The organism is Flavobacterium subsaxonicum WB 4.1-42 = DSM 21790 (assembly GCF_000422725.1).
Lineage (GTDB): Bacteria > Bacteroidota > Bacteroidia > Flavobacteriales > Flavobacteriaceae > Flavobacterium > Flavobacterium subsaxonicum.
This window is the reverse complement of record NZ_KE383909.1, coordinates 266,051-291,547: the sequence shown is the minus strand read 5'-3', so window position 1 is coordinate 291,547 and position 25,497 is coordinate 266,051. Positions and strand designations below refer to the sequence as shown.

Sequence of the window (25,497 nt, the reverse complement as noted above, 5' to 3'; positions counted from 1 at the left end):
ACTATGAAAAAACTTAACTATATAATTGGTATCCTGTTTATTGCCTTAATGGCGGGCTGCCAGGACGAAGACGGCGATATAACCTTTGTGGACGACGCATCGGCACCGCAAAACCTTTCGGCACTGTTTACCATCACACAGGATAATACAGGCCTTGTTACCCTTAAGCCCAATGGCGAAAATGTTATTAGTTTCGAACTGTTTTATGGGCATGGCGAATCTGCCGACCCTGTATCGTTAGCAATAGGCGAATATACCACGCACATTTATCCGGAAGGAATCTACGATGTAAGGATCATCGCCACTGGTATTAACGGTAAAACATCAGAAATTACCCTGCCCCTAACCGTAACGTTCAGGGCGCCGGAAAACCTTGATGTAGATGTTACCTACGTTACCGGTAACCCTTACCTTATAAACGTTACTGCCAAGGCAGATTACGAAACGTACTTCGAAATTACCTACGGTGATGATTTAAGTGCCGCTCCCGCGCAGTTTAACGAGGGTACACCGCAGTCGCATACCTATACGGCATCGGGCACGTATACTGTTACGGTAACGGCTTTTAGCGGTGGTGCTGCAACAACCGTATATACCGAAGATGTTTTAATATCTAACCCACTGGCCCTGCCAATTACCTTTCAGGATGCAGGCTTAAACTACAGCTTTGGCAACTTTGGCAACGCTATAAGCACCGTGGTAGACAACCCCGATACTAATGGTATAAACACCAGCTCTAAAGTAGCCATGCAGGTTAAAAACCCTGGGGCAGAAGTTTGGGCCGGGTCGTTACTAACGTTAGATACCCCTATTACCAACCTGGGCAGCATGCACATGTTCAAAGTAAAAGTATGGTCTCCGGCGGCTGGTGTAACCTTCCTTCTTAAGTTAGAAAATCTTGCCGATGCTACCATTAACCACGAGGTTGCTGCCGTTACAACTGTAGCCAACCAGTGGGAAGAACTAACGTACGATTTTAGCGGAGCCAATGCGGCCCAATCGTATTCTAACGTAATAATGTTCTGCAACTTTGGTGTTGTGGGTGGTGGCGAAACCTACTATTTTGATGACATCATGCAATATGCTGGCGCACCCAACTCAATATTCCCAATCACATTCGAAAATGCTTCTATAGACTATGCGTTTAATGATTTTCAGGGTGCGGTAACATCGGTAGAAAACAACCCTGCCGTGGGCGGAATCAACACCAGCAACAAGATTATGAGAATGTTTAAGCCAGTGGGCGGTCAGCAATGGGCGGGTTCTTACAAGATATTCAGCGCGCCGTTTGATTTTTCATCGCAGCACATCTTTAAAATGAAGGTCTACAGCCCTGCCGCAGGTAAACAGGTAATCTTTAAGCTGGAAAATGGTGTGGCGGCTAATAACATCGAAAAATCTGCTAACACAACCGTTGCCAACCAGTGGGAAGAACTGACTTTTGATTTTAGCGATGTGGTTAACGCTAACAACTACAACACGATAACGCTTTTCTTTAATGCCGGTGTATTAGGCACAGACGATGTATATTATTTTGATGATATCCAACTTACAAATTAAAACTATGAAAGAGACTTTAAAAAATTTAGCAAAATTTGTGCTGCTGCTGGTGTTGGTTACCGGCTGCCAGGACGATGATAAGAGCTTTGGCACGCTTGATGCCCCTACCAACTTAGAGATTGGCTACACCATTGTGGGCCAGGATACCGAAAACCCTAACGGAGACGGCAGCGGGCAAACTACCATTACCGCACACGCCGATGGCGCTATGACTTACAAGTTTGTATACCCTGACGGTACCAGCGATTATAACGATGAGGGCTTTATTGCCAAGCGTTTTTCTACCAATGGTGTCAATTCGTATATTGTAACTGTTATAGCAACCGGTAAAGGTGGGGTATCTACCACGGGTAGTATCGAAATTAAAGACTTGCTGAGTGTATTTAACGATCCTATAACTACCCAGTTGCTTACCAACAACAGCACTAAAACCTGGTACTTTGCAAAAATGGAACAGGGCCACCTTGGTGTGGGTCCTAACACGCCAACGGGCAACAACTACTGGCCGGAATATTACAGTGCGGCACCAAACGAAAAAGCAGGCTCTGAAACCAGCAGCTGCCTGTATGGCAACAAACTAAAGTTTACTTCAGACAACGGACTTATAAAATACGAGCTTGACAACGGCGGTAACACATTCTTTAATAAAGATTTTACCTACCTGGTTGAGACTAAAAACGAAGATTTTTGCCTTCCGTACAATACAACGGGCCAGAAAACAGTATTGTTAGAACCTTCTAACTCGTTTGTTCCGGAAGAATTTACAACCGGCACCCAAATGACGTTTACCAACAATGGCTTTATGGGCTACTACATTGGCACCAGCACCTACGAGATTCTGGAACTTACCTCTACCCGCATGGTAGTAAGGGCAGTAATGGGCGGTAACCCGGCACTGGCCTGGTACCACACCTTTACGTCTATAGATCCGGATGGTGTTCCTGCAGCCGATTATACCAACCTTGTATGGGCCGATGAGTTTGATATAGACGGTGCACCTAACCCTGCCAACTGGAACATGGAAATTGGTAACGGACAAAACGGTTGGGGTAATCAGGAAAAACAATATTACCGTGCCGAGAATGCTGTTGTTAGCAACGGTTCGTTAAAAATTACGGCTAAAAAAGAAAACTTTGGCGGTTTTCAGTACACTTCTGCCCGTATGAATACGCACAACCACAAAGATTTTACTTATGGTAAAGTAGAGATCAAAGCCAAATTGCCCGGAGGCGACGGCTGTTGGTCGGCGTTGTGGATGCTGGGCTCAAATTATGCGAGCATGCCGTGGCCGGCCTGCGGCGAGATCGATATTATGGAGCACGTGGCCGGCGATACAGAGAACCATATATTGGGCACGCTGCATTATCCGGGCAACTCTGGCGGTAATGCCAGCTCAGGCTCTACAGATGCCTATACCGATGTTACCAGTGCTTTCCATATCTACACCCTTATCTGGAGCCCCGAAACTATTACATGGCTTATAGACGGCACACCATACAGAACGGCAGCCAACCCGGGCCAGCCTTTTAAATGGGACTATTTTTTAATATTTAACGTAGCTATGGGTGGTACCCTTGGTGGTAGTATAGACCCTAACTTTACCCAAAGTACTATGGAGGTAGAGTATGTAAGGCTATACCAATAAGCAGTTCTTTTCCAAAACAACATCTATTATATCCACTTTACCCAATTAGCAGGGAGGCCGGCACGAGCGCTGGCTTTCCTGCCAATTGGTTTTTACAATTAAATAACGAATGAAATATACTTTACCAAAATACATACTGGCCGCATGCCTTGCCATAGCACTGGGGTGCAGCAGCACAAAACACAATGCTATTGCCACTAAAAACAGCCTGCAGCTGCCCATAGACCGCAAGGTAGACAGCGTGCTTGCGTTAATGACCCTCGAAGAAAAAGTGGGCCAGATGAACCAGTATAACGGATTTTGGGATGTTACCGGCCCTGTCCCCAAAAATGGTGCGGCGGCCTTAAAATACGACCATTTAAAAAAAGGTTGGGTGGGCTCTATGCTTAACGTTAAAGGCGTTAAAGATGTAAAGGCCCTGCAAAAAATTGCTGTGGAAGAAACCCGACTGGGCATACCTTTAATTTTTGGTTTTGATGTTATACACGGCTATAAAACAATCAGCCCCATACCCCTTGCCGAAGCCGCAAGCTGGGATTTGGAGGCCATAGAAAAATCAGCGCAGATTGCTGCGGCAGAGGCTGCTGCGAGTGGCCTTAACTGGACGTTTGCCCCTATGGTAGATGTTAGCCGCGATGCCCGCTGGGGCCGCGTTATGGAGGGCGCCGGCGAAGACCCTTACCTAAACAGCCGTATCGCAGTGGCCCGGGTAAAGGGCTTTCAGGGCGATTTGGGCGAACTGAGCGTTGCGGCATGCGTAAAGCACTTTGCAGGCTATTCTTTTGCCGAAGCCGGTAAAGACTACAATACCGTAGAGGTAAGCAATAACACACTCCACAACATTATTTTACCGCCGTTTAAGGCTGCTGCCGATGCGGGTGCGCTTACATTTATGAACTCCTTTAACGAGCTGGATGGTATCCCGGCAACGGGAAATATCCATCTGCAAAGGCAGATTTTAAAAGGCGACTGGGGCTTTAAAGGCTTTGTAGTGTCAGACTGGGGCTCCATCGGCGAAATGATAGCTCACGGCTACTCTAAAGACCTTAAGGAAGCTGCCATGCAGGCTGCCAACGCAGGCAGCGATATGGATATGGAATCGCATGGCTATATAGAGCATCTGGCAGCGCTGGTGCGCGAAGGCAAAGTACCTCAGGATAACATTGATGATGCCGTTAGGCGCATCCTTCACGTTAAGTTTATACTGGGCCTTTTTGATGATCCGTACAAATATTGTAATGAGGTGCGCGAGCAGCAAACCATTGGCAAACAGGAATTTCAGGATGGCGTGCTTGATGTGGCTAAGAAATCTATCGTATTATTAAAGAACGAAAAGAATTTGCTTCCCCTAAAAAAAACAGGCCAGAAAATAGCCGTAATTGGCGCATTGGCAAACGATAAAACGAGTCCGCTTGGCAGTTGGCGCATAGCGGCTGATGATGGTACGGCGGTATCGGTTTTAGAGGGTTTAAAGCAGTATAGCGGCAATACCATAACCTATGCAAAGGGTGCCGATGTTGCTGTGGGCACCGTAGCTTTTGGCTCTGAAACAAAAATAAACACCACCGATAAAAGCGGTTTTGCCGAGGCGGTTAACGCTGCCAAAGGCGCCGATGTGGTTATTATGGTATTGGGCGAACACGGCCTGCAAACCGGCGAAGGCCGCAGCCGTAGCGACCTGAACCTGCCCGGCGTACAACAGGAGCTGCTGCAAACTATTTACAAAGTTAACCCTAATATAGTGCTGGTACTCAACAACGGCAGGCCGCTAACCATACCGTGGGCGGCGCAAAACATTCCGTCTATTGTAGAGGCATGGCAGCTGGGCACACAAAGCGGCAACGCCATTGCGCAGGTGCTGTATGGCGATTATAACCCAAGTGGCAAACTGCCTATGAGCTTTCCGCGCAGCGTGGGCCAGGTACCGCTGTATTACAACCACAAAAGTACCGGCAGGCCGGGTAACGGGCAGCCAACCGAGAGTGTTTTCTGGTCGCATTATATAGATGTTGAGAGTAGCCCCCTCTACCCTTTCGGTCATGGGTTGAGCTATTCTAAATTCGAATACAGCAACCTTAAATTAAGCAATACTACCTTTGCCAAAGATGGTAAAATTACGGTAAGTGTCGATGTAAAAAATAGCAGTAAAGTTGATGGTAAAGAGGTGGTTCAGTTGTATTTGCACGATCTGTTTGCATCGGTAACGCGCCCGGTAAAAGAGCTTAAAGGCTTTGAACTGACCGAAATTAAAGCAGGCCAGACCAAAACCATTACCTTTGCTATAAACCAAAAAACTATAGAATTTTATACCGCCAACAATAAATGGGAAGCTGAGGCGGGCGACTTTAAAGTTATGGTGGGCGGCAGCTCGGCCACATCGTTAGAGGCGCCCTTCAGTTACACCAATTAACACAAATAAACCAATGAAAAATCTATCTGTATTACTACTTTTAACCGGCCTTGTTGCCACGGCGCAGGTAAAAAAAGGCAAACTTATCTGGGAAGAAAACTTTGATGGCAAAGCACTTAACGAAAAGGTATGGAACTTTGAACTGGGCAACGGCTGCCCCAATAACTGCGGTTTTGGCAATGCCGAAAAACAAACCTACACCAACAGCAACCATAAGGTTGAAGGTGGTTTTTTAACCATTACCACCAAAAAAGAAGGCGATGGCTACACAAGCACCCGTATTACTACCGAGGGTAAAAAAGAGTTTAAATACGGTTATATGGAGGCGCGCCTTAAGCTGCCCGTGGGTAAAGGTATATGGCCGGCTTTCTGGATGTTAGGCGGCAATATAGACCAGGTAGGATGGCCGTTAGCCGGAGAGATTGATATTATGGAATACGTGGGCCGCGAACCGCATATGGCTTATGCAACGCTGCACACTACCGAAACACACGGCGAACATGCCAACGGTGAGAAAACCGAATTCAAAAATTTAGAAGAGGGTTTCCATTTGTATGGCGTAAACTGGACAAAGGATAAGATTACATTTTACGTAGATGATAAAGAGGTACATAGCTTTGCGCCACAGGATAAAAGCGACCCAAAAGTGTGGCCTTTTAACCAGCCCTTTTACTTTATATTAAACTGTGCCGTAGGCGGCTACTTTGGCGGCATGGAGGTAGATAACGGCATCTTTCCGCAGCAGTACGTAATAGATTATGTAAAGGTTTTTGCTAATTAGTCTTTATAAATGGTTTTCAATATGTTAGTTATGCAGGGGCCGTTTACAAGCGGCTCCTGTTTTTATTTGAAAGCCATTATTTTACAGTGACTAAAGCCCCGGCGGGGCGGCATATTTATAGTATTTAGGAAATGAGATATTTCAGAGCTCCGGAGGAGCGGTATATAAATTTATATGCCGCTCCTCCGGAGCTCAACTGTTATGTACCTATAATTAAAGCTATAGACATAGCGCTCCTCCGGAGCTCACTTAGTGAGAACAACCGCTATTAATAATCAACCAATTATACACATCAGGATTATCGCGTAGCGATTTAATTTCGGTAGAAATAACAGGTAATAAACTGCTTTTTTCCCGTAGGGAATTAATACATATTTACACCAATGCAACATATCCACCTAACACAACGGCTACAGCAAACAGGTAATAAAAATACGATTTTTGATTCAGCAATATAGCTATTGCGCTTAGCAGCGCCAACAGCATCATTACCCCTAAAAGGCCGCTGCAAATAGAGCGTACAATGCCAAAAAGGCCATTATCCTGAGGTAACAGGCTAAAAACAAAGAGTAATGATACTGCCTGCGCAAGGCTTGCAAAAAGTATAATTGCCAGTACAATTATACAGGCCAGTTTTAGCCAGTATTTAGGTTTGCTTTCCATTAATGAGGCAGCTTGTTTCTAAGCAATCCGTAAAGGTACGTACCTACTAACGAGCCCAGTAAAATTACGCCAACAGCCCAAAAACCGGCGCCAATTAGTATAAAAATAGGTCCCGGGCAGGTACCAATAAGTCCCCAGCCAAGGCCAAAAAGCAGTCCGCCCACAAAGTAGTTGGTAAAGCCTTTATCCTTATCAGCAATTTTAATCGGTTCGCCGTGAATGTCTTTAACATTACCTCGCTTAAATAACTGTATACCAATGGTTCCTACCACAACGGCAGTCATTATTATCCCAAACATGTGGAACGACTGAAAGTGGAACATCTCGTAAATGCGGTACCACGATACGGCCTCCGATTTTGTAAGCACCACCCCGAACAGGATTCCGACCAGTAAATATTTTATGAATTTCATCTTCGTCTAAAAATTAAAAAATTAGCGGCAGCAACAGCCACGACATAATCAGTCCACCAATAAAAAAGCCTATAACCGCAATTAACGATGGCAGTTGCAAATTGCTCAAGCCACTAATAGCATGGCCAGATGTACACCCACCGGCATAGCGTGTACCAAAGCCTACTAAAATGCCGCCAATCAATAAAATAGCCAGTATTTTAGGGTCCTTTAAAGCATCAGCACTTGTAAAAGCATCGGGTAGCAGTTTACCATTAGGTTCGTCTATATGTAGCTGCTGAAGCTCGATAACAGTCTGTGGGTTAAGCACTACGGTATCAGCTTTGGTGGGGTCGGTCAAAAAAGTAACCGCCAGCCAGCCGCCTATCATCGCGCCAAGCACCACGGTAAGGTTCCAGCGCTGGGCTTTCCAGTCAAATTTAAAAAAGTCGGCTGTTTTACCTGCGCCAAGCATGCTGCACATGGTGCGCAGGTTGCTGGACATACCAAAAGTTTTACCAAAATATATAAGCAAAAGCATTACCGTGCCTATTAAAAAGCCCGATATGTACCAGGGCCAGGTACCATAAATGTTAAACATGGTGTATGTATTTTGGTACAAAAATATAAATAAATGGAACGCGGATAACACAGATGCTGCTCAAACGCAGATTTACACAAATAGACACTTACAATCAAATACTTACACAATAACATTGAGTATTATTTAGCTTTAGGAAATTAGATCTTCGTTAATCTGTTAAATCTGCGTTATTCGCGTTCCCTAAAAATCATTAACTTTGTTTTACAATTAACCACCACTATGAAAAAATACCTGCTACTCTCTTGTTTACTGCTTGTTTTGGGTTCGGCCTGCACCAGCACGCGCAATACCATTAAAAATATAGACGATACCGTGCTTATGCCGGCATTATCTAAAGAAAAAACGTTTGTTATTACAGAGGTTAGCACTAACAAAAAATATGGTTACGACCAGGATTACCCTGTAAACCTGGGCTTTACGCCGTACCAGACGGCCGAAATTAATGTCAAACGTTATTTTGGTGCGCTTAGTGGCCCCAATGGCGAAAAACTGACTTATAATAAGGTAGATAGCTGCTGCCCTTTCCCTTCCAAAAAAAATGATATGGGTGCCGGAATTTTAGATATTTATGAAGTAAAATGGGAAGGACTTGCCGAACCTAAGCGTATTTATGTTAATCTTTACGAAAAAGGCCAAATTGTTGCCCCAATGGGGTTTGGCATCAGGAAGATTTAATTGCGTTACTATACTAAATGATACCATGGCCTTCTGTACATAGAAGGCTTTTTCTTTTTATCTTTGCACCATATTTTAAAATATAAGTATGAACTTACAAAATATCTCCCAGATAAAAAATACCGATAGCGGCAACTTTTTTCTTCTTGCAGGCCCTTGTGCCATTGAAGGCGAAGAAATGGCCATGCGTATTGCCGAAACTATTGTTAAGGTAACCGACAGGCTACAAATTCCGTACGTATTTAAGGGGTCGTTTAAAAAAGCTAACCGCTCTCGTATTGACAGCTTTAGCGGCATTGGCGATGAGAAAGCACTTAAAATACTTCGCAAAGTATCGGAAACTTTTGGCGTGCCTACTGTTACTGATATTCACACTAATGAAGATGCCGATATGGCTGCCCAGTACGTTGATATCCTGCAGATTCCGGCGTTTTTGGTTAGGCAAACCGACCTGGTTGTGGCTGCTGCCCAAACCGGCAGGACAGTTAACCTTAAAAAAGGCCAGTTTATGAGTCCTGAGAGTATGAAACATGCCGTACAAAAGGTGTTGGACAGTAATAATGAGAACGTTATGGTTACCGACAGGGGCACTATGTTTGGCTACCAGGACATGATTGTTGATTTTAGGGGCATACCTACTATGAGGCAGTTTGCTACCACGGTTTTAGATGTTACCCACTCGTTACAGCAGCCTAACCAGGTAGCAGGTGTTACCGGCGGAAGGCCCGATATGATTGAGACTATTGCCAAGGCAGGTATTGTTACCGGTGCCGACGGTATTTTTATCGAAACCCATTTTGACCCTGCTAATGCTAAAAGCGATGGTGCTAACATGCTGCACCTTAACTACTTTGAAGGCCTCATGGAAAAACTTACTGCCATTAGAAAAACCATAAACCAATTTTAATATAATACCCCCCACATTAACCTAATGATCAAGCCTTTAGCAAAGGTTCTACTATCTTTTATTATTTTTTCACAGTACGCCTTCGCACAAGATGCGGTAACAGAGCCTGAAAAATATACAGCGCACAACAAAGGAAAATTCTTTTTTTACTGGGGTGGCAATCGCGACTCGTACACAAAATCTGACATTAACTTTAGCGGAAACGGGTACAATTTTACCCTGTATGATGTTAAAGCACACGATAAGCCAAAGGGTTGGAACATCGATTATGTTAACCCAAGCCGCATGACAATACCCCAGACTAATTTTAAGGTAGGGTATTTTATATCAGACCATTACAATATTTCTATTGGTGTAGACCACATGAAATATGTTATGAATACTGATCAGGTGGTTAACATGAATGGTTACATACAGCTGCCGCAAGACCAGGCCGGATCTGTGTTTAACGGCATATATAATAATGTGCCTAAGCAGCTTAGCCCCGATTTTTTAGAGTACGAGCATACCGATGGTCTTAACTACGTTCACCTGGAAATAGCCCGCGTAGACGATTTATTAAAGCTGCTAAAAGTAGCTAACAACTCTGATATCTTTCAACTTAACCTTACAGAGGGCCTTGGCGGCGGTATCTTATACCCCCGCACCAACACCACCCTTATGGGCATGAAACGCCACGACGAGTTCCACGTTTCGGGCTACGGGGTATCTGCAAAAGCAGGGCTTAACCTTACCTTTTTTAAGCACTATTTTATACAGGGCGAGCTAAAAGGCGGTTACATTAACATGCCCGATGTGCAAACCACTTACGATGGTAACGGCCGTGCCTCTCAGCACTTTATGTTTTTTCAACGAATAATAACCTTTGGCGGTATCTTTAAGATATAGTCAACATTATTACATACTTACACTACTAACGCTCCTTTTTAAGGGGCGTTTTTTTTGTTGTAAACACTTGTTAATCAATTCTTAAAGTATATTAAATAAAACCTAAACCCTTTAGTTTGTTTTTTACTGAATTGTATATGCTGTAAATTGTTGCTTCAAACAGAAACAGCACACATAATCATACTATTATGAATGAAATTACTAACAAAATAAGGGCAACCGTAATAACCGGTGGCATGTCTCGCAAGCAATTTTTAAGTTTAACAGGCAGGTCGGTTGCGGCAGCGGCAGTAGCCAGTGTAGCTTCGGCATGTGCCACTAAAGGCCCTGTATCACAGGCAGATAACCTACAGGCAGTATCGCCACCGGCCCGTGTTCCGGCAGCACCTATGGAGCCTATTATTTTGGAAGAATGGAAAGGCGAAGCCGATGCCAAAGCGGCCCCTACGCCTACGCCACTGCCTCCGGATCAACGAGTTGGCTATGCAGTGGTTGGCTTAGGGCACTTATCGTTAGAAGAAATTATACCTGCCCTGGCCACCTGCAAAAAGTCGAAACTGGCAGCCCTTGTTAGCGGCAGCCCCGAAAAGCTTAAAAAAGTGGCACTGCAATATGGCGTAAAACCCAGTAGCTGTTATAGTTACCAAACATATGATGACCTGAAGAACAACCCGGAAGTCGACGTTATTTACATAGTGTTACCCAACGGTTTACATAAAGAATACGTGCTGCGCGGGGCTAAAACGGGCAAGCATATTTTATGCGAAAAGCCCATGGCCAACACCGCCGCCGAATGCCGCGAAATGATTGCGGCCTGCAACACCGCGGGCGTTAAGCTCATGGTGGCCTATCGTATTCATTACCAACCTCATAACCGCAAGTTACGGGAGATTATTCAGCAAAAAGAGCTGGGTAACACCAAGTTTATAGATGCCTCAAACTGCCAAAGCAGCGCTAACCCAGACCATTGGAGGCATAAAAAAGCCCTTGCCGGCGGCGGCGCCCTGCCCGATATTGGCCTGTACTGCCTTAATACCACCCGCTTTGTACTGGGCATGGAGCCTACAGAAGTGTTTGGTTATCAATACAGTACACCCGGCAACCCGCTATTTACAGAGGTTGAAGAGGTTATGAGCTGGCAGATGAAGTTTGACGGTGGCATAATTGCCAACTGCTCAACACATTACAATACACACGACAGCCGTTACTACCGCGTTTTGGGCGAAAAAGGCTGGGTACATATCGAAAATGCCTATGCTTATAAGGGCCAGCAAATGAGCAAGGGCTATGCCGAGGGCAAAATAACCAACAGGCAAACCCTTCAAATACCTGAAAATAACCAGTTTGCAGCAGAGATGGATCATTTTTCGGACTGTATTATCAACAATAAAAAGCCCTTTTCTACGGGTGAAGATGGCCTCCAGGACCACATAATTATGGAAGCCATTTACGAATCGGCTAAAACCGGAAGGCCTGTAAAGATCAATTCGGGTGTTAACCTTTCACGCGGCCCGGAACCCGAAATTGGCTAAAAAAGGCCTTAATATTTCACTTTTAGATTCTGAGATCGAAGATAAATAGGAGGCTGTTTCCACTCATATGTGACAATTCTCCCTATATCAAATTTATAAAAATCATCCCTTTCTATACCGATCGGTATATTTTTTAAAGCCATTTGAGTGCTTTTTAATTATATACCGATCGGTATTTTTTTTGAGTGAAAATTATGATGTTCACATATTCTTTTAAATCAAAAAATATTGTGGTCGGTCTTCCAAAAAATCTAATCCTAAAAAAAGATTGCTTCGTCGTACCTCCTCGCAAAGACGTAATCGGGTATTGTGTGTTTCAATCTTAACAGACCCTTCTTCACATACCGTCTTTGCGAGGAGGCACGACGAAGCAATCTGTTAACACTGTCTTGCCGCTTAACGACAAAATACAACTCAGTTCTGCATCCCCCTTTCCCAAAAAAAATCCTCAAAAAAAACACCCCCGCCACATTGCCAATCCAAAATTTATAATTTACTTTGCAATTCAAAGTACTTTTGTATGGAAAATTATTTAAAAGATATCCAGGACATCAAGAAGATGATGGACAAGTCTACCCAATTCCTTTCCCTTAGCGGGCTTGGGGGTATTATGGCGGGTGTTTACGCATTGGCCGGGGCGTTTGCCATCAGAGAGATCGTTGCGCGCAACAACGGCCATGTTACGCTGGCCGATAGTTCTTTTAAATTAATACTGGCCATTGCTGCGGCTATTTTGGTACTGGCCGTTACAACTGCCTTTGCCTTAACCATAAAAAAGGCAAAAAAAGAGGGCGATGCCCTGTGGAGCAATACCTCTAAAAGGTTGGCGGTTAACTTTTTAATTCCGCTTGCTACGGGTGGCGTGTTTGCAGTGCTGCTTATGCGCATCCATCATTACGGGCTAATTGCCCCTATAACCCTGATATTTTACGGCCTGGCCTGTGTTAACGCCAGCAAATATACCCTGCGCGACGTACGCTACCTGGGCCTAACCAACGTTATTATTGGCCTCGTGGCTACTTATTTTATAGGTTACGGCCTGGAGTTCTGGGCATTGGGTTTTGGCGTATGCCATATTGTGTATGGGTCGGTAATGTACTTTAAATACGACCGTAAGCAATAACCGGGTGAAAAACATACTGCAACATATCAACAAGGCTTTCGACCATCGTATCCGTTTGGGTATTATGAGCATCCTTATGGTTAACGATTATGCCGATTTTACCACCCTTAAGGAGCTGCTTGGCGTTACCGACGGTAACCTTGCCAGCCATGCCAAAGCCCTGGAGGCCGAAGCGTATATTGCTGTAGAAAAGCAGTTTATAGGCAAAAAACCCAACACGCGCTACATGGCTACCAAAGAGGGGCGCAAGGCGTTTAAAGACCATATTGATGCACTGGAAAAATTAATACAAAAAGGCTGACCCCTTTTTTTTAACCATTTACTTTGAAATGCAAAGTACTTTATAAAACTAAAACTATGAAAACACTGCAAATTACCCTAACCCACCAATTTAAACAGTACTGGCTGCTGTTTGCCCTTGCCGTTTTTTGCCTGGCATTGCTGCTGGTTCGCGCCAAAATTACCCAGGATATCTATTTCTTTTTCCTAATCTGGAATTTGTTCCTGGCCTATACCCCACTCGCACTTAGTGCTTTAATGATGCAGCGCCTTAACCTTATAGAAAAGCCCCTGTACTTTTACCCACTCCTGGCCTGCTGGCTGTTATTGCTGCCCAATGCGCCTTATTTAATAACCGATTTTATCCACCTTAAGCGCGAAGCCGGTATACCTTTTTGGTTTGATGTGCTGCTGCTTATCTCTTTTTCGGCCTGCGGGCTGCTGTTTGGCCTTGCCTCTATGAAGAACATTTACAACATCCTGGCTGTAAAATTCAGCACTAAAATTGCGAGTCTGAGCATGACGGTTACGTGTCTGCTGTGTGGCTTTGGCCTGTACCTTGGCCGGTTTTTGCGCTACAACAGCTGGGATATACTGCAACGCCCTATTGAGTTATCGACAGACATATTCTGGAGCCTTATCGCGGCCGACACCTATCGCGCCGCATGGGGCATAACCCTGGGGTTTGGCACATTTATGTTGCTGTTGTTCAGCCTGTACAACGATCCTGAAAAGTAAAAAAATTTATTAATCTACTTTGAATTTCAAAGTGAAATCTTACCTGATTATGAAAACCATGAAAGAAAAAATTGAGGCCGTTCGCATAGAATTCGAACGCAAAAGAAAAAACCTTACCGTTGCCGACCTGATTACCTACCCCGACGGTACACTGGGCAGGAACCTGGGCAACCACCTGCTTATAAACAGCTACGGCAAGGTAGTGCCCGAAAAAGAGGATATTTATAAACTGCTTATAGCCCACGGCAACTCGCTAAAGCAGGAAATTGCCGTACAGTTTTACCTTTTTGGCAACGGCTGCACCAGTCTTAACATACTGTTTTCTATGGCGGTAGGGCTAACCATGTGTCCGTTTTATGCCGGCTATTTTTATGCCCGCTATAAAGAAGGCAAAAACGCCCTGCGCTTTTATGATGTAGATCATTTTGGGCTGCTGCACCTGCCGGTAGAGCGTATTAAAGATGCTTTTTTAATACGATAACGCCATGATAACCAGACAAAAAACCAACATACCACAATGGCTTATCTCGCTGCCTGTGGTGGTGTGGACAGCCACCCTGCTATTTGGTACAACACTGTTGCTCATACTGCTTAATACCGATAAAGGCAGTCTTTTCGCGGTGCAATTTCACATCTACGTAGCTGTGGCTGTAGTGTTTAACGTAGCGGTACTGCTATTTATGCTGGCGGCGGCACTGCATCATAGCCAAAATAACAGGGTGCTGGTATCGGGCATTGTATTAATGCTAACCAATGTTCCTATTGCTTTTTTCTACCTCTTTTTACTGATGCACTTTGCACGGTTTCTTAACTAATAATCCAAAATAAACAGCAAAATGGAAGAAGTAAAAGATGATATCGAATTGTTTATAAAACAACCCGTAGTAGTGTTTAAATTGTTTTTGAAGGTTGGAACCATAGGCATGCTGCTGGCGTTAACCGGAAACATCATCGCACTATTTTTATATTCTACTTTTCTGCTCTTTGCCCTTGCAATAGTAGTAACACTAACCGTAATAATGTTGATCTGCCTGTTTATGTACACCCGGCATATAAAGCAAATACTTATAAATACGGCCATTTTATGGTTGTCCATTCCTGTAGCAATTACATATAGTTACATAATATCCTTTGTTATTTAATTGTAAAACCAACCCATTATGCATCCCACATACCATTCTCAATCCATGCAATGGCTTTTAAGGGCACCGCTAATTGTTGCCGGAGCATCTTTTGCCATAGGCACCGCATTGCTGCTGTATTTTTTATCCGACCCGCATTTCGAATCCATTATGCCCATCGGTTTATGTTTTGTAGTACTGGCTTTTTTTGTCAACTCGGTTGTGTTTACATCACTCATAATCTGCGGCTTTATATTTAAAGAATATCAAAAAGAAATTTTTACCAGGGCCGGGCTACTGTTAGTAAACATACCAATTGCTGCGCTGTATGTGTACATAGTTTTTAATTCTGACCCTTTTATATTATGAAAACCGATATCGAAATTCCCGAGGAAGATGAACAAGTTGTGGTAACGCGCCTGATGCGAATATCGTTGCTATCGTCCTTGCTATCACTTATAATTGGGTCGGTGATATTCTTTGCATATCAGGCCAGAATTATTGATGAGTGGGACATTATACTTACCTTCTTTATCTACTTTATTATCGCCTTTTTTGTGAATACCATCATCCTCATTAACCTTTTTATCGGCGCATGCCTCTTTAAAGCACACCGAACAAAACTCTTATTGCGTTGCGGCCTGTTGCTACTAAACTGCCCTATAGCTATCTACTATTTTTTAACTGTTATAAATTTTAAACCAATTTAATCATGGAAATCAACCAAAACCAAAATCCGGAACAGGAACAACCTGAATTTCAATACCCTGCGCCACCGCCCCCTCCGGGTTTTATGCAATCCAGCACTGCTAAAATTATTATGGTGGGGCTGCTTACGCTTGTGCTGCTTATTCCGCTGCAATATGTAAAGAGCCTTATTTTAGAAAGGGCTGAACGCCAGGAAAATGTGGTTAACGAAATTAACCAGAAATGGGGCGAAAGCGTTTACCTGTACGGCCCCGTTATTAAGGTGCCTTACATCACTTATACCGAAAATAAGCTTATCGACGAGAAAACCAACAAGGTTACGTACCAGCGTTCTACGGTTACAGATTATGCGTATTTCTTCCCTAACGACCTTACTATTACCGCCAATGTGCCTACAGAGCACAAAAAACGCAACAATTACGAGTCGGTTGTCTACACCGCCGCTATGGATTTTAAGGGCAATTACACCACCCCCGATTTTAGTTCGCGCAATATACCGGCCGAAAATATTAAGTGGGAAAGTGCCAGCATTGTGGTTAAAACCAACAACATTCGCAGTATAAAGGGCGCTGTTGGCATAACCCTTGGCGGGAAGCAATACACCTTTGAGCCTGCCGAAAACCCCGACGATAAAGATACCGTTGCCGCCCTGGAAACGCGCGCCATTAATTTAAGGGATGCCTTTGCCGGCGGAGCTGTAAATTTTGATTTTAAGATTCAATACAAAGGCAGCGAAGCACTTAGAATTGTGCCGATTGGTAAAAACACCCAGGCAAAAATGACGTCTAACTGGGCATCGCCAAGTTTTGAGGGCAATTTTATACCCGATGATAAAACGGTATCTACCACCGGTTTTGATGCCCAGTGGAAGATATCGCACCTAAACAGGCCGTTTGCACAGCAGCATTTTGGGGCGCTGCCCAATTTATCAGACTATAGTTTTGATGTAAAATTTCTCATACCCGTTAACCAGTACCAGCAAAACGAGCGCGCTTCTAAATACGGGTTTCTTATTATCGGACTAACATTTTTAATTTTCTTCCTGATACAGTCGGTCAGCAAAATAAGCATCCATATTTTTCAGTACACCATGATAGGCCTTGCGCTAATAATGTTCTACACCCTGCTAATTTCTATTACAGAGCACAGTAGCTTTAGGCTGGCCTATATAATTGCAGGGCTATCGGTAGTGGCCATGATAGGGCTCTACTCCATCTCAATACTCAAAAATTTTAAATTCCCCGCCTTTATTGCTACAGCCCTTAGCGGACTTTATGCCTTTATTTACGTGATTATCCAGCTCGAAAATTATGCCCTTTTAGTAGGCAGCATTGGGTTGTTCTTAATTTTAGGAGCGGTAATGTATTTCTCCCGAAAAATAGACTGGGGCAATGCGAATGCGTAGCACATTTAAAATTCAAAAATTGAAGATTGAATTGAATCCCCGCTCAACAAGCGGGGATTTTGCTTTTATATACTCATTAAAAAACCGGTAAGGTTTTCTTTTCTGGGCAGGTCTAATTTTTTACGAAGGCGGTAACGCGCCAGCTCCACCCCCCCGTCAGATATATTCATGATCTCAGCAATCTCCTTAGTGCTCATATTCATAAGCAGGTAAGTCGAAAGGTCCATTTCGCGGGGTGTTATGGTAGGATATTTCTCTTTAAGGCGTTTAAGGAAATCAAAATGCACGTTACGGATGTGCTTTTCGAGGTTGTTCCAGCTTTTATCGGTAGTAAGCTCCTTTACAATGGTTTTTTGCAGCTTGCTAAAACGTTGCTTGGCAGCTTCATCGGTAACTTCGGCATCAATATCTTTCAATCTGTGAATGATCCCGTTAAGGAGCTTGTTCTTTTTAACCACCTGCAACGAGTTGTTTACAAGCTCTTTATCTTTGGTAAGAATTTTAACCCTAAGCTGTTCGTTTTTAAGGCGTTCAATTTCTTTTTCCAGTTCGTATTGCTCCTGGCGAATTTTGGTTTCCTTTTCAAGATACAGCCTGCGCTGCTCCAACGTTTCGTAATATTTGCTTTTGCGAATCTTAGCCTGTAGCCGCCTCCGCACATAATACACCCCAAAGGCAATAAAGGCTATATATAAAAGGTAGGCAATGGGGTGGCGGTAAAACGGCGGGGCCACCTCGAACGAAACAGCCGCGGGATCTGACGCTACACCATAACTATCAATTACCTTAACCAGCATGCGGTAGCTGCCCTCGTGCAGGTTGGTATATTCTTTAACCGGCACATTGGTGGGGCTGCTCCAGTTGTCATCAAAACCTTCCAGTTTATAGCTAAAGCGAATGTTTTCGGGGTTATCATACACCGGCGACGAAAACGTGAATTTTACACCGTTAAATTTATACGGCACGCGTATGGCATCTATTTTAGCCATGTTGCCTATTACCAAGGTATCGGTACCATAGGTAAACGACCTGATAAATGCCTTTGGCTTTTGCGGATGCAGGTTTTGCATTTGCGGGTTGTAATGCACCAACCCCTCTGTTATACCTATAAATATATCGCTGTTGTCTATAGTATTAACCGACTCAAAAAAGTACACCAAATTGCCCGTAAGCGGCGAAAAAGACGACCGCACATTACGGTACGTTCCGTTGGCAGCCTTCATCAACATCCCCATAGACGATTCGCCATAAAAATAGCCAATGTTGCCTTTGTTGTCTTCAAAACAATACCTTATAGTAGGCAGCTTTTTAAAGTAGGCACTCAGTTTTTTATCTTCGGTAAAATTATCGTTCAGTGCGTTATAGGTAAAAAAACGGTTATTCGACTGAAAGTACACCACCCCGTTAATTTGCTGCACACTGGTAATGCCTTTCAGCTTTCCGTCGAGGCTATCGTAGGTAGATACGGTGTTAAAGCGGCGCAAATCGGCACTCAGCTTAAGCTTATACGCCACGTCTTTACGAAGCCACACGTTAACACCATCTGTAGTAAATTTACTGTCGGATATATTAAAGCCCTCCACCTGGTTCCTAAACTGCCAGCCGGTAGCTGTTTTCTCGAAAATGGCAAAACCATGATAGTTGGCCCCAATTAAAAAACCTGGTTTGCCCGGAAGGGTACGCACACTAAGGTAGCCCCGCTTATCGTCTAAAAATTTGCCGGCCTTGCCATTAGTAATTGTAAAGAGCCCGCGGTTGTGCGAACAAAACAATTGCCCGTCTATAACCTGCATGTTCCAGGACTGCCCCGCCGTGCCCGGCAAAAGCGTGAACGATTCTTCTTTGAAAGTCTTTTTCCAGTTATGGCTAAACACGCCCTGGTTGGTGCCTACATACAAATTATCATCGTAAATGGCCGACGCATACACTGCCCCAAGCCCGTAACTGGATTCGAGGTACGTAAACGGCGAATTCTCATTAACAAAGCAAATACCGTTATCCAGCCCCAGCCACAGGTTGTTGGTGCGGTCTACAAACGATGTTAGCGCCGTGTTATTCTGTAAGCCCTTTTTGTTATTGATGTGCTGAATAACCTTACCCGATGTATCGCAAATTATAATACCATCCAATACCGAGTTAAGCACTATAAACTTATCCATCAGTACACGGCCGCCCAACGAGTTGTTTTTCTTTACAAAATCGTTGGCCTCGCAAAGCCAAGGGGTCAGGCTGCCATTATCGTAAATGTAAAGACCCTTGTCCTGGGTTACCACTAACAGCTTATCCTGCTCAAAAGGCAACAGACCCCATACCTCGGTATTATTAAAAATTTCGGTGCCGGTAAGCTTAACCAGTTTGTTATCTCTATATTCTAACAGCCCTTCTTCAATATCCTGAAAATAGAGCCGGTTGTTAACCACGAATGAGAACTGAAAACGGTTGGGCGGCTCCAGTATGGTAATTTTTCCGTCCTTATATATATAAGTGCGATAAAACGTCTGGAAAAAAACCTCATCGCCTACAATATGCACCTTCCAAACAAAATCGATAATTTTTTTGGCATTAGGGCCAACCAGTTTAGAAAGGGAATGATAAATAAGCTTACCATTGGCATTGGTATCAAAATAGCCAAACTCGCTATAGCCACCCACAAATATTTTACCGGCACCATCTATTTTTACCGCGCGTACGGTAGCATTAGGTATGCTGTACTTGCTCCATGAGGTGCCATTAAATTGCAGCAGCCCACTTGTATTTGCAAAATACAGGTTGCCGTTTTTATCCTGGGCAATATCCCAGTTTTGAGACCCGCCCCCGTATTCGGTTTTCTTGTAATTTATAATTTTTGGCAACCCAATATCTTTTACCTGCGCCTTTAAAAATTGAGGCATCATAACAAAAAATAAAAGGGTTACAAAATGGGCAACTGTATACAACCAACTCTTCATAAAAATAGTGCTCTTTAAAAAATCTTACAAATCCAGCGACAACGTTGTATTAAACGGTAGCAATTTGCCGTTTGCTCGCGATTTTGGGCTGCTGTTTTAAGTAATTTTGCCAAATATAAGGCAAAAACAGCATTGTTAAACATATAATTTTTGTGCCAAAAACCGTTGAAATATAGGTTTTGTCGAGTAACTTAAACGTTTGATACAGAAATAGCTACAACGTTGTAATTAAAAATAGGCTATTTGTAGGGGTAAATTTATAAAATTAACATAACGGTAACAATACATTTTTTTTATATAAATTTGATAATCAGATATTTATATTATTATTGATGTGTTTTTATATAGTATTTTTTTGCGATTGATGGGTTTTTGTAGCGATTTTAAGTTGCTGATTTATAAAAAAAATAAGTAATATTGCTTATTATTAATAAATAATCAACCCAAATTTTAACGAGTATGAAATTATTAAAATTACGATTTTTTTATTTTGTCTGCCTGTTATCTACGCTCTGCGCATGGGCGCAGGATACTAACGTATCTGGTAAGGTAACAGATGAAAACGGCCTGCCCGTTCCCGGTGCCTCTGTATTAGTAAAAGGTACCTCTAACAGTGCATCATCAGACATAGATGGTAACTACCAAATTATGGCAAGCCCAAGTGCCACTTTGGTAATTAGCTATGTTGGTTATGCCAACCAGGAAATTGCAATTAATGGCCAAACGTCTATTAATGTATCCTTAGCCCCGGAGGCTAAAACATTAGAAGAAGTGGTAGTTGTAGGTTACGGCACACAAAAGAAAAGTGTGGTAACCGGTGCCATATCCAGCGTTAAATCTAAAGATCTGGAAAATTTACCGTTAACAACCGTAGGCCAGTCTTTACAAGGTAGGGCATCGGGTGTATTTGTGGCGCAAAACGCGGGTCAGCCGGGTTCTGCAGCTACTATACGTGTTAGGGGTATCACGTCTTTTAACAACAACAACCCACTTTGGGTGGTAGATGGTGTTATTGTAGACAACGGTGGTATTAACTACTTAAACCAGTCGGATATCGAGTCTATGGAAGTATTAAAAGACGCTGCTTCTCAGGCTATATACGGTGCAAGGGCTGCTGCGGGTGTAATACTTGTAACTACTAAAAAAGGTAAAGCCGGTAAATTTTCTGTAACCTATAATGGTTTTGCAGGATTTTCTCAGGCAGCAAGAAAGCTGGACCTTTTAAACGGTACACAATATGCTACACTACGTAACGAGCAGTACGCCAACGGGTTTACAGGTGGAACTTTCCAATTACCTTACCCTAACGCTGCCAATATTGGTAAAGGAACCGATTGGCAGGATGTAATTTTTAACAAAAGCGCGCAACGTACCCAGCACGAGTTTAGCGTTAGTGGCGGTAGCGAAAAATCTACATTCTATATGTCTGTAGGCCTTACCGATCAGGAAGGTATCGTTATGACCGATATTTCTAACTACCTGCGTAAAAACATCAGGATAAACTCTACGCACAAGCTAAGCAAATACTTTACAATTGGGCAAAATGTGGGTTACTCTCACGAAAAAACAGTAGGTATTGGTAATACAAACGGCGAGTTTGGTGGCCCGTTAGCTTCGGCTATCGCGTTAGACCCTGTTACTCCGCTAACAGTATCGCCTGCCGATGTGGCTAACCAGCCTAACAGCAGCGAATATGGGCAATATGCTGTTAAAGACCCTAATGGAAACTTTTACGGTATATCGAGCGCTGTAGCTAACGAAATGTCTAACCCCCTTGCCTATGCCGCAATACGCGATGGCAACTACGGCTGGGCAGATAACTTTGTGGGTAACGCTTATATAGAGGCTATGCCAATAGAAGGCCTTAAAATACGCTCTACCGTGGGCGGTAAGCTTGCTTACTGGGGTAGCGAAAGCTTTACGCCAATATCGTACCTAAACGGTATTTTAAACAATACTAAAAATAGCCTTTACAGAGAAACTAACAAAGGTTTTGGCTGGAATATAGAAAACACTATATCTTACAACAAACTAATTGGCAGCCATAACTTTACAGTGCTTTTGGGCCAGGCTGCTTATGAAGATGATATTACAAGTGGCGAAGGTGTTACGTATTTTAACCAGCCGGTTAACACGCATGCCGAGGCTTCTTTTAACTGGGCTACACCTGCCGATGATATTAATGCATGGGCAAGCACAGGTAACCGCCACGTTGTAAGCTCTTTATTTGCAAGGGCTAACTACGATTACAAAGAAAAATACCTGTTTACCGGTATTATCCGTAGAGACGGTTCTTCTCGTTTTGGTTCTAACAACAAATACGGTACTTTCCCATCATTCTCATTAGGCTGGGTTCCAACTAAAGAAGATTTCTGGAAAGAGAATACTGTTGTTAACACATTAAAATTCCGTGGAGGTTATGGTGTTGTAGGTAGCGATGCCATTCCTAACTTCGCATACCTGGCATTAGTTAGCGGTGGCCGTAACTACACACTTGGCAACCAAGGTAATGTAGTAGTAGGTTACAGCCCTAATGCTCCATCTAACCCAGACCTTAAGTGGGAAGAAACTGCACAAACCAACGTTGGTTTCGAGGCTACTTTATTTAGAGACTTAAGCTTAGAGTTCGACTGGTACAAAAAGAAAACTACAGGTATACTTCAGGGTATCCAGTTACCGGGCTATGTAGGTGCTACAGGACAGCCACAGGGTAACGTTGCCGATATGGAAAATACTGGTGTAGAGCTAAGCTTAACCTACCGCAAGCAAATTGGCGAATTTAATATTAGTGTAAGCGGTAACGCCTCTACACTTAAAAACAAGGTTACTTATGTAGGCCAGGACCGTGAGTTTAATACAGGCCCGGGCTTCCAGTCTATGGGTGCCCTAACCCGCTACGAAGTAGGCAGCGCATTTAACGAATTTTACGGTTTCCAGACTAACGGTATCTTCCAGAACCAGGCAGAGATCGATTCGTACACCAACTCGGCAGGTATTGTAATACAGCCGGATGCTGTACCGGGCGACTTTAAATGGAAAGATTTAAATGATGATGGACAGATTACAGACGACGATGACAGAAAATATCTTGGCAACCCACTACCTAACTTTACTTACGGTTTAACAATTAACCTTGAGTACCAGGGCTTCGACCTTATGGCATTTGGCCAGGGTGTATCGGGCAACAAAGTATTCCAGGGCTTACGCAGGTTAGATCTTGGTAATGCCAACTGGCAAACTAATGCCTTAGAGCGCTGGACAGGCGAAGGTACATCTAACACCTACCCAAGGCTTTCTACATCAGATAATAACAAAAACTTTACACGTATGTCTAATTTTTACCTGCAGGATGGCGACTACTTCAGGATCAAAATTATACAGTTAGGTTATTCTTTACCAGCCGACCTTATCAAACAGGTAGGTTTGTCTAAAACAAGAATTTATGTAACTACAGAAAACCTGTTTACGTTTACAAAATATACAGGATACGACCCGGAAATTGGTGGCGATGTTGGAGGTATAGACCGTGGATATTATCCTCAGGCAAAATCGTTTATGTTAGGGTGTAACTTAGCGTTCTAATTAAAAAAAAATTGAAAAATGAAAAAAATACATTTTAAACACAGCTTTCTTGCGCTATCGGTAGCCATGTTTATGGCTTCGTGCAGCGACGAATTTATAGAGGTTCAGCCTACAGGTACGTACCTTGAAGAAAACTTTTACCAAAACGAAACCCAGGCATACCAGGGGCTTGTTGCTACTTATGATATTATGAGGAAGCAGGTAGGTGGTTTCGAAAATATGGTTGCCATGTTTAATGCCGGGTCAGACGATTTTTATGCCGGTGGCGGTAGCTCTACCGATGGTGCCGGTATACAGGGTTTTTCTAACTATACCATTAACCCTACCAGCATGCCGGGCAGCTTTTGGAGCGATTATTACCAAGGCATTTTCAGGGCTAACACCCTGTTGGTAAAATTGCCTGATGTGCCTATGGACGACACTACAAGGGCTCGTTTTACAGCCGAAACAAAAGCGTTGCGTGCTTACTACTACTTTCAGTTAGTAACCATTTTTGGCGAAATTCCGTTCTATACAACCAACCTTACACAGGATCAGTTTTATGAGATCGAAAAATCGGCCCCAGCGGTTGTATATGCACAAATAGAGCAGGATTTGCTTGAGGCTATCCCGTCTTTACCTAACACGGTAGACCTTACTACAGAGGCTGGCCGTTTTACAAAAGGTTCTGCACAGGCTGTTTTAGGTAAAGTATACCTTTTTCAAGGTAAAAATGCCGAAGCTGCCGCTCAGTTTGCAGAGGTTAACGGTACACCGGGCCAAACAAGCCAGTACGGTTATAAACTGCTTGCCAACTATGCCGACCTTTGGGTAATTGACAATAAATTTAATAGTGAGTCTATTTTGGAGGCATCGCACACCAGTAAAAGTGATGTTATCTGGGATAACTGGGGTAATGGTGTAGATGAGGGCAATGCCGTAAACATTATGGTTGGCCCGCGTGGTTACAGTGCTATTGCACCTACAGCGCCTAAATACCAAACGGGTTGGGCGTTTAACCCTGTTACTACAGACCTTGCCAACTTTATGGCAGGCGACCCTCGTTTTGCTTCTACTATTGAAGATCTTGGCGCCCTTAAAGCAGCCGGTGCTATTAACTACACCCCTGCTTACATGGATACAGGTTATTTCCTTAAAAAATTCTTACCTCTTGAAGTTGATAAAACTACAGGTGGTGGTAACTGGGAGCTTAACTACAGGCAAAATGGCTATGTAATTCGTCTTGCCGATACCTACCTTATGGAGGCTGAAGCCCTTGGCGGAACCGGCGCCCGTGCACAGGCATTGCTTGATGCTGTTCGTGCCCGTGTAGGCCTGGCATCTGTACCGGTATCGCTACAGGCAATATGGGATGAGCGCAGGTTAGAGCTGGCTGGCGAAGGCCACCGCTGGAACGACCTTGTACGTACCGGAAGGGCTGCTACAGTACTTGCATCAAGAGGCTTTACCGCCGGTAAGCACGAGCATTTACCTGTACCTATTAAAGAAACAGAAAACACAAAAGTTAAACAAAACCCTGCATATAACTAATATTTT

The 25,497-nt window shown here is 43.6% G+C and carries 22 protein-coding genes; 17 read left to right on the top strand and 5 right to left on the bottom strand.

What is annotated here, in order from left to right:
• Window positions 1-3: 3 nt before the first annotated feature.
• The 4 genes from G509_RS22920 (at window position 4) to G509_RS0111740 (ending at window position 6,396) form a co-directional block, all read left to right on the top strand.
• Window positions 4-1,560 carry a PKD domain-containing protein gene (locus G509_RS22920; RefSeq protein WP_051200176.1) on the top strand — a complete coding sequence of 519 codons (1,557 nt, stop codon included), beginning with the start codon at window positions 4-6 and terminating at the stop codon, window positions 1,558-1,560.
• 4 nt (window positions 1,561-1,564) lie between these two features.
• Window positions 1,565-3,205, top strand: a complete 1,641-nt coding sequence (locus tag G509_RS0111750; protein WP_026991709.1) for a glycoside hydrolase family 16 protein — start codon at window positions 1,565-1,567, stop codon at window positions 3,203-3,205.
• 109 nt (window positions 3,206-3,314) lie between these two features.
• Entirely contained in the window at window positions 3,315-5,615 is a 2,301-nt protein-coding gene (gene bglX / locus G509_RS0111745) for a beta-glucosidase BglX (RefSeq protein ID WP_026991708.1), read from the top strand.
• A gap of 13 nt (window positions 5,616-5,628) precedes the next feature.
• Window positions 5,629-6,396, top strand: a complete 768-nt coding sequence (locus G509_RS0111740; RefSeq protein ID WP_026991707.1) for a glycoside hydrolase family 16 protein — start codon at window positions 5,629-5,631, stop codon at window positions 6,394-6,396.
• Between the two features lie 375 nt (window positions 6,397-6,771).
• On the opposite strand, the gene G509_RS0111735 is transcribed toward G509_RS0111740, so the two are convergent.
• Genes G509_RS0111735 through G509_RS0111725 form a run of 3 tightly spaced genes read right to left on the bottom strand, consistent with a single transcriptional unit; the run spans window position 6,772 to window position 8,052 of the window.
• Window positions 6,772-7,059 (bottom strand): hypothetical protein, encoded by a 288-nt coding sequence (locus G509_RS0111735; RefSeq protein ID WP_026991706.1) that lies wholly within the window; start codon window positions 7,057-7,059, stop codon window positions 6,772-6,774.
• Window positions 7,059-7,472: a DUF6691 family protein gene (locus G509_RS0111730; protein WP_026991705.1), complete on the bottom strand. Its 414-nt coding sequence runs from the start codon at window positions 7,470-7,472 to the stop codon at window positions 7,059-7,061. Before G509_RS0111730 ends, G509_RS0111735 begins: the two co-directional genes overlap by 1 nt.
• A gap of 13 nt (window positions 7,473-7,485) precedes the next feature.
• The gene (locus G509_RS0111725) at window positions 7,486-8,052 is read right to left on the bottom strand and encodes a YeeE/YedE family protein (protein WP_026991704.1); all 567 of its coding nucleotides are present in this window, start codon (window positions 8,050-8,052) and stop codon (window positions 7,486-7,488) included.
• Between the two features lie 222 nt (window positions 8,053-8,274).
• Between G509_RS0111725 and G509_RS0111720 the strand changes: the two genes are divergently transcribed.
• From G509_RS0111720 to G509_RS0111675, 9 genes are all read left to right on the top strand, one after another.
• On the top strand, window positions 8,275-8,730 hold the full coding sequence (locus G509_RS0111720) for a hypothetical protein (RefSeq protein WP_026991703.1): 456 nt from the start codon (window positions 8,275-8,277) through the stop codon (window positions 8,728-8,730).
• Between the two features lie 88 nt (window positions 8,731-8,818).
• Window positions 8,819-9,637, top strand: coding sequence for a 3-deoxy-8-phosphooctulonate synthase (kdsA, locus tag G509_RS0111715; RefSeq protein ID WP_026991702.1), 819 nt, complete (start codon window positions 8,819-8,821; stop codon window positions 9,635-9,637).
• 24 nt (window positions 9,638-9,661) lie between these two features.
• Window positions 9,662-10,525, top strand: coding sequence for a hypothetical protein (locus G509_RS0111710; RefSeq protein WP_026991701.1), 864 nt, complete (start codon window positions 9,662-9,664; stop codon window positions 10,523-10,525).
• A gap of 188 nt (window positions 10,526-10,713) precedes the next feature.
• Window positions 10,714-12,057: a Gfo/Idh/MocA family protein gene (locus G509_RS0111705; protein ID WP_051200174.1), complete on the top strand. Its 1,344-nt coding sequence runs from the start codon at window positions 10,714-10,716 to the stop codon at window positions 12,055-12,057.
• Between the two features lie 520 nt (window positions 12,058-12,577).
• A complete protein-coding gene (locus tag G509_RS0111695; protein WP_026991699.1) occupies window positions 12,578-13,180 on the top strand; it encodes a hypothetical protein in 603 nt (200 codons plus the stop codon).
• Between the two features lie 4 nt (window positions 13,181-13,184).
• The gene (locus tag G509_RS0111690; protein ID WP_026991698.1) at window positions 13,185-13,481 is read left to right on the top strand and encodes a winged helix-turn-helix domain-containing protein; all 297 of its coding nucleotides are present in this window, start codon (window positions 13,185-13,187) and stop codon (window positions 13,479-13,481) included.
• Window positions 13,482-13,537: 56 nt separating this feature from the next.
• Entirely contained in the window at window positions 13,538-14,197 is a 660-nt protein-coding gene (locus G509_RS21985) for a DUF1361 domain-containing protein (RefSeq protein WP_051200172.1), read from the top strand.
• Between the two features lie 58 nt (window positions 14,198-14,255).
• On the top strand, window positions 14,256-14,678 hold the full coding sequence (locus G509_RS0111680; RefSeq protein WP_131450717.1) for a hypothetical protein: 423 nt from the start codon (window positions 14,256-14,258) through the stop codon (window positions 14,676-14,678).
• 4 nt (window positions 14,679-14,682) lie between these two features.
• On the top strand, window positions 14,683-15,012 hold the full coding sequence (locus G509_RS0111675) for a hypothetical protein (RefSeq protein WP_026991696.1): 330 nt from the start codon (window positions 14,683-14,685) through the stop codon (window positions 15,010-15,012).
• Here the strand turns inward: G509_RS0111675 and G509_RS23645 are convergent.
• Window positions 15,009-15,293 carry a hypothetical protein gene (locus G509_RS23645; protein WP_026991695.1) on the bottom strand — a complete coding sequence of 95 codons (285 nt, stop codon included), beginning with the start codon at window positions 15,291-15,293 and terminating at the stop codon, window positions 15,009-15,011. The two genes, G509_RS0111675 and G509_RS23645, sit on opposite strands and share 4 nt — an antisense overlap.
• Window positions 15,294-15,357: 64 nt before the next feature.
• Here G509_RS23645 and G509_RS0111665 point away from each other — a divergent pair, with 64 nt between their 5' ends.
• Entirely contained in the window at window positions 15,358-15,687 is a 330-nt protein-coding gene (locus G509_RS0111665; RefSeq protein ID WP_131450719.1) for a hypothetical protein, read from the top strand.
• A 343-nt stretch (window positions 15,688-16,030) separates the two neighbouring features.
• On the top strand, window positions 16,031-17,431 hold the full coding sequence (gene creD / locus G509_RS0111655) for a cell envelope integrity protein CreD (protein ID WP_081663293.1): 1,401 nt from the start codon (window positions 16,031-16,033) through the stop codon (window positions 17,429-17,431).
• A gap of 65 nt (window positions 17,432-17,496) precedes the next feature.
• Here creD and G509_RS0111650 read toward each other — a convergent pair whose 3' ends face one another.
• Complete coding sequence (locus G509_RS0111650) at window positions 17,497-20,379, bottom strand: triple tyrosine motif-containing protein (RefSeq protein ID WP_026991691.1); 2,883 nt, start codon at window positions 20,377-20,379, stop codon at window positions 17,497-17,499.
• Window positions 20,380-20,838: 459 nt separating this feature from the next.
• On the opposite strand from G509_RS0111650, the gene G509_RS0111645 reads away from it, so the two are divergent.
• Window positions 20,839-23,961, top strand: a complete 3,123-nt coding sequence (locus tag G509_RS0111645; RefSeq protein WP_026991690.1) for a SusC/RagA family TonB-linked outer membrane protein — start codon at window positions 20,839-20,841, stop codon at window positions 23,959-23,961.
• A gap of 18 nt (window positions 23,962-23,979) precedes the next feature.
• Window positions 23,980-25,491 carry a RagB/SusD family nutrient uptake outer membrane protein gene (locus G509_RS0111640; protein ID WP_026991689.1) on the top strand — a complete coding sequence of 504 codons (1,512 nt, stop codon included), beginning with the start codon at window positions 23,980-23,982 and terminating at the stop codon, window positions 25,489-25,491.
• The last annotated feature ends 6 nt before the right edge of the window (window positions 25,492-25,497 follow it).